The following is a 14,090-nucleotide window of genomic DNA, read 5'->3' as shown; positions in this document are numbered from 1 at the left end:
TCTTAAAACCTCAGACTTAAACCGCTCCCATACCACACACCCATTGAATTCCAACCACGCATCGGCAACAATGACAGTATCTATTTATGACACTCAATCTATAAAAACTATTCGAAAAAAAGGATAAATAATGAAACTGCGCATCTTAAAATCTGCCGTGACCAACCCTTGGTTTAACCTCGCGACCGAGGATTGGATATTTAATACGCTCAATCCCGACTCGCACACACTGTTCTTATGGCGCAATAGCGAGACTGTGGTCATCGGGCGCTCGCAAAACCCATGGGTAGAATGCAAAATTGATAAGATGGAAGCCGACAATGTATTTTTGGCGAGGCGTCAGAGTGGCGGTGGCGCGGTGTTTCATGATTTGGGCAATACCAACTTTACCTTTTTATCGCCCAAAGACGACTATGACCAAGCAGCGAACTTTACCATTATTATTAATGCGTTAAAGAAACTGGGCATAGACGCTGAGTTATCTGGTCGTAACGACATGCAAGTCGGTGATAAGAAAATATCAGGCAGCGCCTTTAAACATGCGGCTGATCGTAGCTTTCATCATGGTACGTTACTCGTAAATGCCAACATGCAAAAGCTGGGCGATTATCTCAATCCGCATCCGCTGAAACTGAAAGCCAAAGGCATCAAGTCCGTACGTTCTCGTGTCGCCAATTTGGTTGAGTTTAATGCAGACATCAATCACGAGATCTTATCCGATGCGATTATCGAGGCCTTTTGTGAATATTATCGTGACACTGATTATGGAGACACTACGCCAGTCGAAGAATTGGATGAAGCCACACTTGCAAAAGAGCCGTCATTAAAAAAATACTATCAACAAATGGCAGATTGGGATTGGCGTTTTGGTAAGACCCCTGAATTTACCCATCATATTGAGACGCGCTTTGATTGGGGCATTATTGATTTGCACCTTGATGTAAAGCAAGCAGTGATTACGGAGGTGGTTATCTTTTCTGATGCGTTAAATGTCGAGCTGATTGACCTATTAAAAGAGTCACTGACTGACGTTAAATATAATAAAGAAACTATTAAAGCAAAGCTGGACGAATTAGGTATAGGGCATCCTGAATTGGCAGCGCAGATTGATGACGTGTCTGTGTGGCTAATTGGAGAGATGGAAGGTTAGATTTTTGCTTGTTATTAATAATGAATAAAAGGACTCAATTTCCTTTTGTGTTCAATTTTTCAAAATCTTTCATAGTTTACGCCGACTGAGCTTGCCATATAATTTATACCTTTAAATAAACTTAAGTTTGATATTTTACGCTGTAGCCATCTATAATGTGATGCAAATAATAGAATCGCTATAACAATCCAAACTTTAAACGTTTAAGCAAGGTAGCACTATGGCAGCCTATATCACCGTCGGCGCAAAGACCTCTCACGGTGGGACGGTCATCTCCGGCTCACCGCACACCACTCATAACGGTATCCCAGTCGCGCGTAAAGGCGATAAAGTCATCTGTAAAAAATGCAAAAAGGTGACCACTATTCTTAGTGGTGATGCATCCTTTATTGTCGATGGCGCACCTATTGCTCGCGACGGCGATGTCACTAGCTGCGACGCTAAGCTGATTGCGATTCAGCAAGCGTTTGCAGAGTCTGACTTTGATGTTGGCAGTATTGCACAGGCAGCGCCTTTGGTGTTTGCGAAGTCGGAGCCTGATGCTTTATTTGGGAATAGCTTTGTAGAGGATGATGAGGAGCCTATTGAAGATGACTATGTCATTACTAATTTAGGTGATGACGTTGATAAAATTGCAGCTGACTCACCTACTTTGCAGGAAAATATCAAAGATTTGCAAGAAGCAGATTGGAACATAATGTATGGTCCTGATTCTGGAGGAACATATACTAATTATGAAGATAGAGAAATAGTAGTTTCTGAATATTATAGAGATAAGCCAGCTATGGCTATGCATGCGCTCACTCATGAGGTAGGTCATGCTACCTATCAAGGAGAGATCGACATATCAAGTAGAGATGCTTATATTGATAGTAAGCTAAAAGGAGAAGGAGGCGCTGCGATTTACAGTGTCATGATCAGAGAAGAGTTACTAGATAATGGTGCCATAGATATTATGAAACCGCATAGTGATCCAAATGAGCTTAAAACTCTTGTATCAGCATATGAGAAATATGGTGATGATCATAGCGCTTGGAGTGAAGCGGGAAAAGTATATGGAAATCGTAAGACATCTACTACAGGTGAAAAATATAACGACTTTTACGGTAACCGTTATGATGAATATGAGAACGAAGGCAATTTAAATGAGCTGCTATTGAATTTTTAAAAATAGTATTTACTACAGTAAAATAAATTTTTACTAATAATAGTAGTTTATTAAAAAATATAGGTTGATACTTGTGAATAACGATAAAACAAAAAAAATCATTAGAAATATTTTACTATTAAGTACAATAATGTTTTATTGCACAACTGCCCACTCATCTATTACTATGAACAATGCATCCCATATAGATATTGATAGCTTAAATGAAGAAAAACGAATGATTTTTAACACAATTGACTATTTTTCAAATAACTACCCGTATTCAATTCATCAAGTTGAAAATTTTTATAACCATCAATTTCAATTAATTGAAGTAGCGCATGGTCTTAATAATTTTTTTGAAATTTCTCAGGACACAAACGAGCATCCTTTTATTCAGGACATAGACTTAAGGGTAAGTGATATAAATAGCAAGTTGCTTATTATTGATTTCAAAAATCCTATCTGCTTCAATAGTTCAGAATATAATAAATTAATATCTGATTACAAAAAATCTTATAACAGTCACTTTCAATCATACTACCGCGTTTTAGATAAAAAGAACGATATAGGAAAAGTCTTTCTGACCAATAGGTTAGTTATTGTTGGCATAAAAGATCACATAAGAGGCTACAGCTCCTCCTCAGATCAAAGCAACAACTCAAAACCTTTAAAAATAATCAGTGATTTAGAGAAAGAAAATAATAGTCGATGTATTACTAACTTAACATTTAATACATTTGATTCGATAAAACCAAAACGTTATGGTCGCTACATTAGAAAATAAACGATAGATAGTTCTGTGGTTTTATACTCGATGATACATAGCGCCCAGAATAGCTTAAATATCAGGGACACATCTACCCAAGTCTGGCTTTAAATATAAAGCTTTTATCGGAGGTAGTAAGCTCCGGCTCATCACACACACACCACACCACTCATAACGGTATCCCAGTCGCGCGTAAAGGCGATAAAGTCATCTGTAAAAAATGCAAAAAGGTGACCACCATTCTTAGTGGTGATGACTCCTTTATTGTCGATGGCGCACCCACTGCACGTGGCGGTGATGTCACCAGCTGCGGCGCTAAACTAATTGCCAGTCAGCAGTCATTTGCGGAGTCAGGTTTTGATGTAGGCAGTATTGCGCAGGCAGCGCCTTTGGTGTTTCCTAAAACTGATCCAGAAACTGTACTTTCTAACTTTGCAGCTTCTGACAACAAAGATTCTGTAGATGAAATGTCTGATGATGAGTTAGGGATGTGGGTTGACGTATCTACTGAACAAGCATTGAAAGACGGTGGGCTTTGGGCAGGAGCAGGTACTCCCGAAGAGCTAATTTATCAAGAACGTCTTAATTCTCTCTGGATAGATGTCAATGGTGATCGTGCTAAATATTATGAAGGTGTGCAAAAAATTGGTGATGAGGCGGGATTAGTTTTTGACATTATGTCATTTCCGCTAGGTTTGGGTGCTTTATCTGCTAAAACTAGTGTTAAAGCTGGACAGTACGTGATTCGAAAACGAGCGGTAAGTAATAACAATATCTACAGAGACTCTGAAAAAGGTTTCGACTGGACTTCTACTAAGAAAAGATATCCTAATACAAACCTAGCAGAGCATTGGAGTAAACATAGCAAAGAATTTCCTGAGCTAAAATCTCAAAATGACTACTATCGTCATGCTCAAGAGTTTGTCAGTGACCCTCCGCGTGGAACTTTAAATAAAACAAGAAAGAATGGTGATACGGTTTTATATAATCCGAAAACAAACACATTTGCCGTCAAAACGAAAGATGGTGCACCTCGAACAATTTTTAAGCCTGATGCTTCCACACATCCCTACTCAACTAATTTGGAATATTTTCATGCTCAATAGAGAGTTACACAGTTGTAAAATATGCGGTTACTATGATGAGGATTTCTTGCCATGGGGTCTTGACGGTGAATTCCCATTATATGAAATATGTCCTTGTTGTGAAGCGGAGTCTGGTTATGAGGACTTTACCTTAGAATCAATTATTCATAATCGTAATAAGTGGATTGAATCTCCAAAATTTAAATCGGATGAGAAATATAGAGAACAATTAGTTAACTACTTAGAATATTTAAAGCGCATTAAATAACCTAGTTTTGAAAAATATTATTGAGTATGTAGGAAAATAATCAGTGAAAATAAGAGGTAGAGAATATAAGTTTTCTGATATTTCACTTATTGCATTCGTTGTTATTTTATTTGTATGGACTGTAGACTTAGAACCAAATAAAGAGCTTGAAATATACCAACGAGAATTGGTTGAGAAAGAAAGCTGGCTTATATCCGAACTTGATACAATTGCTAAGTTTATGAACTTCAAAGTAAGCGATCATAGTTATTCTAATAGGGATGTGTGGTACACATCCAGATATGCAAGCCCCGAGTTTGACAAGAATAGACTGTTACATTTACATGGCTTTCTTCTCAAAGAAGGCTGGGTAGATATGACTGATAAAATTGACGAAAACGATTATATAGCTAATACCTCAAGTAGATCTGATAAAACAGCCAAACGTGTCCGTATTCTATGTAAGGATAAAGCTACCATTTTTATGTATATGACCGAAATGCAAAATGATTATCTTATTGATTTATTTAAAGCTCGTACTTTGGTAGAACTTAAGTATGATTACAGTTTATCTTGTTATGACTTGAATATAAAAAAACATGATAATTCTATTGCTATAGAGTTGGATAATTAATAGTTATAACAATTAAAAAAAGGATATTCAATGCATCAAAGAAAAAATACTACTCTCATTCAGTCTTTACTATTAGCTACTTTATTATCAAATATATTAATCGTTTCCGCTTGTTCAGCTGAATCATCAAACGCACCAGTACTATCAAATCAAAGCACTCCTGCTGAGACCTATGATCTTGGCCTTGCCTACTATGAAGGCAACTCAGTTCCTGAAGATGATAACAAAGCTTTTGAACTATTTGAAAAAGCTGCCAATCAAGGCTATGCCCCTGCTAAACATTATCTAGGTATTATGTATTATGAAGGTTTAGGCGTAGATCAACATTATCAAAAAGCATTTGAATGGGTTAAGCAAGCTGCTAACCAAGGAGATTCTGATGCTCAATTTGATTTAGGTGTTATGTACCACGAAGGTATTGCTGTTAAGCAAGATGATTTCAAAAAATTTGAATGGTTTCAAAAATCTGCTAACCAAGGAGATTCTGATGCTCAATATCGTATAGGCATCATGTATTATGAAGGTAGTGGTGTTGAGCAAAATTACCAAAAAGCAATGGAGTGGTATGTATTAGCTGCTGACAATGGATCTTTTGATGCTCAAAACAATATTGGCAATCTTTATGAAAACGGCTACGGCGTGCCACAAAGCTATACCGAAGCATTGGAATGGTATACCAAAGCTGCCGCTCAAGGTCTGGATTTAGCACAACTTAATATCGGTGGTCTCTACGAAAACGGCTATGGCGTCCCTCAAGACTATGACGAAGCTTTTGAATGGTACAAAAAAGCGGCCGATCAAGGCAATCAAGAAGCCAGTAATCGCATTGGTAGATTGGTCATGAATGGTAAAATTGATGATACTGGCATCACTATCTATAGCACTCAAGAAACGGGGCTTACATTGGGTGATATCGAGAATAGTTTAAACAACTAGAGTGATACGCAACTTGGTTTAATATTTATACATGATTGCTATCTTCTCAGATGCGCTAAACGTTGAATTGATTGATTTGTTAAAAGATACGCTGACGGGTATTAAATACGATCGCAATACTGTCAAAGCGGCACTGGATGGGCTAAAACAAGCGCATACGGAGTTGGCGGCGCAGGTTGATGATTTTGAGCAGTGGTTGGTTGGGGAGATGGAGAGTTAACTTTTCGCATATATGGTTCATACCTCTTATAAACTATATATTTATTTTTCCTTATAACAGCCTATTAAGGTGATTAACCATGTCGGACAGTCAAGATTCTATAGATAATGAGCTGAAAATAAAGATACCGAAAAGAGCGAGATTTATTGCTATAGGATGGCTTTTTACTTGTGGAGTCATTTTTTCTTTTTGGCTAAATTTTTCTCCTGATAATACAATACACTCCCTATCACTTGGCGACATTGGTGCATTTTTGTCGGGCATATTTTCTATATTAGCTTTCTATGGGTTTATAGAAGCTTACCTTATACAAAGTAAGGAGCTTAAATTACAGCGATTTGAGCTAAAAGAATCTATCAAAGTTCAGCAAGGTTCTGAAATAGCGCTTAAAGAGCAATCAAAAGCTTTGGAAGCTCAGTTGGCTATAACTGAAAAACAGTTTAATCAATATCAAGATGAATTAAGAGCTAGAGTGCCTATCTTTCGCATGCTTGGTAGGCCTTTGATAACGGTTAAAGCGATGGATAAAGAAGGTCAAACTTATCTGATTGATGAACTAGATTATATAAAGGACTTTAGTTCAGAAAACGTTCATGTTAATGACATTTTAGATAAATGCAGTAAATCTATCGAAATTTCATTTAAGTTAAACAACATTGCGATGGAATGCTACGTAACAGATATTAGTATAGTTAGGAATGATGTATTAGGTAATAACAGATTATTGACACCTATAAAAAAAGATGGTGAACATAATTCTATAGGTCAAATTGATAATTATCAGTTCTCTTTTAGTATTTTTGGGGATGATATAGACAAACTCAGTGTTGTGGGAAATTTTGAATATATATATAAGTTACTAAGTTCAATTGTCATAAAAATATCTTATAGAGGAAAAGACATCTCATCAACTGTACAATATTTACTGTACTATGAATATGGTTCATACTGTTTTATGGAACTTACCGATAAAGTATAAATAGTAATTATGAATAAGCATAATATAAGCTAGCTTATTAAAATTTCATAGAAATTAAAAAGTGAAGAAACTACCCGATCCTGAAATCGTAAACACCCAAACCTAAAAAAGACGGCAGGAAATAATATTCCTGCCGCCTCATAGTTACTTTCTATTTAACCATTAAATCCCTGCTGCAACCTCAGCACCATCACGAATCGCGCGTTTGGCATCTAGCTCAGCTGCGAGCTTAGCACCGCCGATTAGGTGATATTGAGCGTCTGGCGCATCACCGACATTTGGCATCAGCTCGACCACGGACTCTTGACCAGCACAGACCACGACGCTATCAACACGTAGCAACTGGCTTTGACCTTGGTTATTAGTGATCCAAATGCCTTCATTGGTGATCTTATCGTACTGAGCACCTGATACTTGGATGACGCCGTGTGATTTGACATGGGCGCGATGTACCCAACCCGAGGTTTTATTCAGCCCACTGCCCAAGCGACCTTTGGTACGCTGCATCAGATACACTTGACGTATAGGTTTGATGGCTTCAGGCTTAATCAGTCCACCGTCAGTTTGATAGTTGGTATCATTAGTCACGCCCCACTCTTCACGCCACTCTTCAATAGACTGCGCTTTTGGACGATAGCTTGGATCTTTTAGTAATTCAGGACCAAGTTCATCTAATGGCTGACCATGTTTGGCGGTCAGATATTCACTGACGTCAAAACCAATACCGCCAGCACCGATGACGGCAACCGTGTCACCAACTGATTTTTCACCAGAGAGTAATTCCGCATAGCTCATTACTTGTGGCAAATCCGCGCCTTCCAGTTTGCCAGCTAGGCTTCTAGGGACAACACCAGTTGCGACGATGACATGATGGAACTTGGCTTTCTCAAGCATGGCTTTATCGACTTTGGTATTAAGTTTAATCTCAACGCCTAAATGCTCAAGCTCATTAATATAATAGCGGATGGTTTCAAAGAACTCTTCTTTACCAGGAATGACTTTGGCGTAGTTAAACTGACCGCCCAAAATATCTTTGGCTTCAAATAGTGTCACTTCATGACCACGCAAGGCGGCAACATGAGCGGCTGACATACCAGCAACACCGCCACCGATAACGGCGACTTTTTTAGGTTTTTTGGTCTTCTTATAAACCAATTCTGTCTCATAACACGCTTGTGGATTGACCAGACAAGTTGAGCGTTTATTTTCAAAAGTATGATCGAGACAAGCTTGGTTACAGGCAATACAGGTATTAATGCGATCGGCTTCGCCATTTTTAGCTTTATTCACCCAATGGGCATCGGCTAAAAATGGACGCGCCATTTGAATCATATCAGCCTGACCACTAGCCACGATTTCTTCTGCCGTTTCTGGCATATTGATACGGTTAGCCGCCATCATGGGAATGCTAATATGCTTTTTAATTTCAGCAGTGAAATCAACAAATGCCGCACGCGGTACGCTGGTGACAATCGTCGGTACACGCGCTTCATGCCAGCCGATACCCGTATTCATGATGGTCACGCCCGCTTCTTCTAACGCTTTGGCAACGGTAATGACTTCGTCCATCACGTTGCCGTCTTTGACCAGATCAATCACTGACAAGCGGAATAAAATAATAAAATCTTCACCAGCAGCTTCGCGTACGGCTTTGACGACATCGACCGCCAGCTTCATACGACCTTGAATATCACCGCCATATTCATCGGTACGTTGATTCACATGACGCGATAAAAACTGATTGAGCAAATAACCTTCTGAGCCCATGATTTCCACACCGTCATAACCCGCTTGCTTGGCAAGTTTAGCCGAACGGGCATAATCCTTTACCGTTTGTTCGATGTTTTTAATGCTCATCTTACGCGGCTTAAAGGGTGAAATTGGTGATTTTATTGGACTAGAGGAGACGACAAACGGATGATAGCCGTAACGACCACTGTGCAAGATTTGCATGATGATTTTGCTGTCATATTTATGCGCCGCACGGGTCACTCGTTGATGATTAATCACGTCAGCGCGCGTATTCATGGTACCACCAGCAGGGAGTAACCACCCTTCGCGATTGGGCGAGATACCGCCAGTAATCATCATCGCCACGCCACCTTTGGCACGTTCTGCGAAATACGCCGCCAGTTTACCGTAGTTATAAAAACGGTCTTCAAGCCCCGTGTGCATTGAGCCCATCACCATGCGGTTTTTTAGCGTCGTAAAGCCCAAGTCTAATGGCTCAAATAAATGCGGATAGTGTTCATTGGTGCTAGCAGTTTCAATCGTATTGGCAGTGCGGCTGGCGGACATATCATTTTCCTTATGAATGGTTTGTGGAAATGCTTGTTAAAGCTGGCCGGGCTTTTTAAAAGTTAAGATTTTTAAAAATGAGGCTTTTAGAAATAGTTAAGCGATAGGATTTAACATCACTGGTATCGTAACACACCGCCATTATCATCAGCTATGCAGACAAGCGACTGATGAGTGAACACTATGTGAATTAGGGTAATTGATCATGTGATTCAATATAAGAAAGCGCTAAAAACATACTCGCTTTTCACAGAGCATTGTCTATAATGGACGAACAAATATTTACCGTGAGTCATTTATCGGCGAGTTGCTACAAGGAAGGTCAGCAAAATATTAACGGCTTATCAAATTGTGATAAATAGCGAAGCCAACTTTATAGCAGGTTTGTAGCGTATTCACCGAATTATAACAGCAAGATAAAGGACTATCCCCATGACAGACTTCCACACAGGTCTTGGCAAAAACGCTGCCAACCATCAACCGCTTACCCCTATCGACTTTATTATCCGTAGTGCTCAGGTCTATCCTGATAAAACCGCTATCATCTATGACGATTTAGAACACAATAACCTCACGCAAACGTGGCAACAGACTTATGACCGTTGTCGTCAATTGGCGGATGGTCTACGTAAATTAGGCATTGATAAAAATGACACAGTTGCGGTCATGATGCCAAACACCCCAGCGATGGTCGAATGCGCCTTTGGTGTACCTATGTCAGGTGGCGTACTTTGCACCCTTAATACCCGCCTCGATATCAATGCCCTGACCTTTTGTCTGCAACACTCAGAAGCCAAAGTGTTGATTCTAGACAGCGAGTTTGCTGAACATGCTGAAATTATCGACGAAGCATTTCCTAATCTCATCGTGATTCATGCGACAGATGCGGCGCTCAATACTGAACGTTTTGGACAAATGAGCTACGAAGCATTAATCGCCAGCTCAGACAGTTTGGATAATTGGGAAAAGCCGCTCGATGAGTGGGATGCTATCGCCCTCAACTATACCTCTGGCACCACGGGCAAACCCAAAGGCGTGGTTTACCATCATCGCGGTGCCACGCTCAATGCCGTCTCCAATATTTTAGATTGGGATGTGCCCAAGCACCCGATGTATCTATGGACGCTACCATTATTTCACTGTAATGGTTGGTGCTTTCCCTGGACGATTGCCGAACGTGCGGGCGTCAATGTCTGCTTGCGTAAGATTGATGCTGATTTGATTTTGCAGCTGATTGCCAAGCATAAAGTTAGCCATTATTGCTCAGCGCCTGTGGTGCATAATATGATTGCTGGCGGCAAGCCTGAATATAAAGACGCCATCAATCATGAAGTCAAAGGCTGGGTCGCTGGTGCGCCGCCGTCTGAAACCATGCTCGCTGCCATGGAAGCTATGGGCTTTCATATCTCTCACGTTTACGGTCTTACCGAAGTCTATGGTCCAGTCACCGTCTGCGCTGAGCAGCAAGAATGGGATGAACTGGATGTCGCTACTCGTGCACAAAAGAAATCACGTCAGGGCGTAACGTCACATTTGATGACTGGCTTTGAGCTGTTTAAACAAGGCACCACGGAGCCAGTTGCCGCGGATGGCAAAGAGATGGGTGAGCTGGCACTACGCGGTAACATGGTGATGAAAGGTTATCTAAAAAGCCGTAAAGCGACCGAAGAAGCCTTTGCTGATGGTTGGTTCCGTACTGGTGATTTGGGCATTAAATATCCTGATGGTTATATAAAAATCATGGACAGGCTCAAAGACATTATCATCTCAGGTGGCGAAAACATCTCTAGTATCGAAGTCGAAAACATCTTATATAAAATGCCAGAAATCCAAAGCTGTGCGGTCGTTGCAGCGCCGCATGATAAATGGGGTGAAGTGCCCGTCGCCTTTATCGAGATTCATGAAGGCAGCACCTTGCAGCGCGACACTGTGATGGAACATTGCAAGCAACATTTGGCGGGTTTTAAAGTGCCCAAATATATTATCTTTGCTGAAATTCCAAAAACCAGCACCGGTAAAGTGCAGAAATTTGAGCTGCGTCAAGCGGCTAAATCATTAGCACACGAAACGCCAAAAGTAACGGCTAGCGCTAAGTAAGACTTTATCATTAAGCCTTAATAATACGGAAGTATCGTTAATATTAATGAAGCATCATTGATAAAAAAGGGTCAGCCTAATCGAATTAGACTGACCCTTTTATTGCGCTAAAAAAACCAAGCCAATGTTAATTAAGCTTAGGTTCTAGCCACTGATACACCAACATCCCGACTATCATCGCAGGAATAAAGACATAAGCCTGCCACTGTCCTGTACCAAGCAGCACAATACCGGGGCCCGGGCAAATACCAACCAAACCCCAACCGATACCGAATAGCATCGCGCCAATCAGTAGTTTTTTATTAATAGTGGTTTTGGTTGGCATCTCAATTGATGACCCAGTCCAGCTGGTCTTTTGACGCTTAGCCAATTGTACACCGACTATCGCTACCATTAGACCGCCGCCCATCACCAGTGCCAGAGAAATATCCCATGCACCAAAGACGTCCAAAAAGCCCTGTACTTTAACAGGATCAGTCATACCTGATATCAGCAGTCCAAAGCCAAATAATAACCCTGCCAGTAATCCAATTATATTTTTTAGCATGTTTTTTCTCGCTGTCTTTATTTTTTCATAATAGTACTAAAATCTTTCTTCGCAACGTACTTTCTATGTGATGTTTAAATCAAACCCAAGACATGACGACCAATATAAACGGTCACAATACCAAATAACATAAAGGTCACCGTCGCCGCCATCGAACGTGGCGACAGTCGCGCATTACCGCAGATACCATGTCCACTGGTGCAACCTGAACCCAAACGTGTCCCAAAACCAACTAGCAATCCTGCCCCAATAAGCAGTGGCAAAGAGCTACTAATCTCTATATCAGGTAACGGTTTTACCAGACCATAAAGTAATGGCGAGATAACAAGACCAAGTATGAATAACACCTGCCACATCTCGACGCACTTGGGTTTAAGAAGACTTGAGAAAATACCACTAATACCCGCAATACGACCAATGCCCAATAGCAAGATGACCGTTGCAACGCCTAGCATCAGCCCGCCTACCAAGGAAATTGGCGTAAATGCCTGCCAGTCTATTTGTATACTCATAATAGTTACCTAAGCCAATTTTTATCAAAACAGTTTTGAATGTCGTTTTATATAAATACATTATATTATAAAATATAATAAATAGGTAAAAAAATACTGAACCCTCGTTACACGGGCTCAGTATTCTTTTTACTTAAAGAACATCTTACGAGATAAAGATATTATTTCGCCAATACTTCATCAAGTGCAGTTTCAAAACGCTGTACCGCTCCGTCTACATCGGTCAATTTATCTAGACCAAATAAACCTAAGCGGAACGTTTTAAAGTTATCTGGCTCACCAACTTTTAGCGGTACACCAGCAGCGATTTGCATGCCTGTTTCGGCAAACGCACTGCCTTTATGCATATCATCGCGATCGGTATAAGCAACCACAACGCCTGGCGCTTCAAAACCTTTTGCCGCAACGCTTTCAATGCCTTTAGCGGCTAATACTTCACGAATACGGTTGCCCAATTGCCACTGCGCGTCACGCAATTTATCAAAGCCAATCTCTTTTGACTCTAAAATAGTATCGCGGAATTGACGTAAGCTATCGGTTGGCATGGTGGCATGATAAGCGTGACCGCCATTTTCATAGGCGCGCATGACATTTAACCACTGCTTTAAGTCTAAGCTAAAGCTATCTGATTCTGTATTGTCTACTTTTTCGATTGCCGCAGCGCTTAGCATGACTAAGCCTGCACACGGAGTACTGCTCCACCCTTTTTGCGGGGCGCTGATGAGAACATCAATACCCAAGTCTTTCATGTCCAACCACACACAACCTGAAGCGATACAATCAATGACCAATAAGCCGCCAACGCTATGTACAGCCGCGCTTATCGCTTTGATATAGTCTGATGATAAAATAATACCCGATGAGGTTTCGACGTGCGGCGCAAAGACCACTGCTGGCTTCTCTGCTTTAATTTTAGCAACGGCTTCATCGATATCAACGGGGGCAAATGGTTTTGGTGACTCACCCTCTTCACGATGTGCCGTCAATACCGTAGACGACTTGGCGATTTTGCCTTTTTCTAAAATTTGTGTCCAGCGATAGCTAAACCAACCGTTACGAATAATGAGGCAATCTTCATCATTGGCCAATTGGCGCGCAACGGCTTCCATTCCATAAGTGCCAGCACCCGGCACAATCACCACCGCTTCGGCGTTATACACGGATTTTAGGTCGCTAGATAAGTCATTCATCACTTGTTGAAAGACTTTTGACATGTGGTTTAAGGCGCGGTCAGTATAGACCACTGAGTATTCTAATAAGCCGTTTGGATCAATATCTTGACGTAATGCAGTCATAGGAAGCTCCTAGTTTATAGTTAGATAGTTTAATTTTCTCAAGCATTGGCTATAGCAAAATCCAGATACTCTCTTAAACCAACCTGCCTTAATAACGCTAACCAATCTAGACAACTACTGTTCGCCAACTTAGCCAAATAATGCTTCTATTAGATAACATGGGTGTGAAATAAC

The 14,090-nt window shown here is 40.6% G+C and carries 13 protein-coding genes; 9 read left to right on the top strand and 4 right to left on the bottom strand.

Annotation, left to right across the window (positions count from 1 at the left end; genetic code table 11):
- The first annotated feature begins 130 nt into the window (after positions 1-130).
- The 8 genes from C8D84_RS07285 (at position 131) to C8D84_RS07245 (ending at position 7,167) form a co-directional block, all read left to right on the top strand.
- Positions 131-1,150: a lipoate--protein ligase gene (locus C8D84_RS07285; protein ID WP_109591121.1), complete on the top strand. Its 1,020-nt coding sequence runs from the start codon at positions 131-133 to the stop codon at positions 1,148-1,150.
- Positions 1,151-1,370: 220 nt separating this feature from the next.
- Positions 1,371-2,318 (top strand): PAAR domain-containing protein, encoded by a 948-nt coding sequence (locus C8D84_RS07280; RefSeq protein WP_109591119.1) that lies wholly within the window; start codon positions 1,371-1,373, stop codon positions 2,316-2,318.
- Positions 2,319-2,391: 73 nt separating this feature from the next.
- Positions 2,392-3,084 carry a hypothetical protein gene (locus C8D84_RS07275; RefSeq protein WP_109591117.1) on the top strand — a complete coding sequence of 231 codons (693 nt, stop codon included), beginning with the start codon at positions 2,392-2,394 and terminating at the stop codon, positions 3,082-3,084.
- A gap of 71 nt (positions 3,085-3,155) precedes the next feature.
- Positions 3,156-4,172: a PAAR domain-containing protein gene (locus C8D84_RS07270; protein ID WP_201554987.1), complete on the top strand. Its 1,017-nt coding sequence runs from the start codon at positions 3,156-3,158 to the stop codon at positions 4,170-4,172.
- Between the two features lie 290 nt (positions 4,173-4,462).
- Complete coding sequence (locus C8D84_RS07260; protein WP_109591111.1) at positions 4,463-5,032, top strand: hypothetical protein; 570 nt, start codon at positions 4,463-4,465, stop codon at positions 5,030-5,032.
- 30 nt (positions 5,033-5,062) lie between these two features.
- Positions 5,063-5,968 carry a tetratricopeptide repeat protein gene (locus C8D84_RS07255; RefSeq protein ID WP_109591109.1) on the top strand — a complete coding sequence of 302 codons (906 nt, stop codon included), beginning with the start codon at positions 5,063-5,065 and terminating at the stop codon, positions 5,966-5,968.
- Between the two features lie 31 nt (positions 5,969-5,999).
- Entirely contained in the window at positions 6,000-6,188 is a 189-nt protein-coding gene (locus C8D84_RS07250) for a lipoate protein ligase C-terminal domain-containing protein (RefSeq protein ID WP_109591103.1), read from the top strand.
- A gap of 79 nt (positions 6,189-6,267) precedes the next feature.
- Positions 6,268-7,167, top strand: a complete 900-nt coding sequence (locus tag C8D84_RS07245; RefSeq protein ID WP_109591101.1) for a hypothetical protein — start codon at positions 6,268-6,270, stop codon at positions 7,165-7,167.
- A gap of 162 nt (positions 7,168-7,329) precedes the next feature.
- Here C8D84_RS07245 and C8D84_RS07240 read toward each other — a convergent pair whose 3' ends face one another.
- Positions 7,330-9,465: an NADPH-dependent 2,4-dienoyl-CoA reductase gene (locus C8D84_RS07240; RefSeq protein ID WP_109591099.1), complete on the bottom strand. Its 2,136-nt coding sequence runs from the start codon at positions 9,463-9,465 to the stop codon at positions 7,330-7,332.
- A 432-nt stretch (positions 9,466-9,897) separates the two neighbouring features.
- Between C8D84_RS07240 and C8D84_RS07235 the strand changes: the two genes are divergently transcribed.
- Positions 9,898-11,562: an AMP-binding protein gene (locus C8D84_RS07235; protein ID WP_109591098.1), complete on the top strand. Its 1,665-nt coding sequence runs from the start codon at positions 9,898-9,900 to the stop codon at positions 11,560-11,562.
- Between the two features lie 127 nt (positions 11,563-11,689).
- On the opposite strand, the gene C8D84_RS07230 is transcribed toward C8D84_RS07235, so the two are convergent.
- The 3 genes from C8D84_RS07230 to C8D84_RS07220 form a co-directional block, all read right to left on the bottom strand.
- The gene (locus C8D84_RS07230; RefSeq protein WP_109591096.1) at positions 11,690-12,109 is read right to left on the bottom strand and encodes a DUF6691 family protein; all 420 of its coding nucleotides are present in this window, start codon (positions 12,107-12,109) and stop codon (positions 11,690-11,692) included.
- Positions 12,110-12,183: 74 nt separating this feature from the next.
- Positions 12,184-12,621: a YeeE/YedE family protein gene (locus C8D84_RS07225; protein WP_109591094.1), complete on the bottom strand. Its 438-nt coding sequence runs from the start codon at positions 12,619-12,621 to the stop codon at positions 12,184-12,186.
- A gap of 161 nt (positions 12,622-12,782) precedes the next feature.
- Complete coding sequence (locus C8D84_RS07220; RefSeq protein WP_109591092.1) at positions 12,783-13,916, bottom strand: aminotransferase class V-fold PLP-dependent enzyme; 1,134 nt, start codon at positions 13,914-13,916, stop codon at positions 12,783-12,785.
- Between the last annotated feature and the right edge of the window lie 174 nt (positions 13,917-14,090).

Origin of the sequence: Psychrobacter immobilis (assembly GCF_003148585.1) — a bacterium.
GTDB lineage: Bacteria > Pseudomonadota > Gammaproteobacteria > Pseudomonadales > Moraxellaceae > Psychrobacter > Psychrobacter immobilis.
Note: the sequence above shows the minus strand (reverse complement) of the source record. Positions and strands in the feature narration are given on the sequence as shown.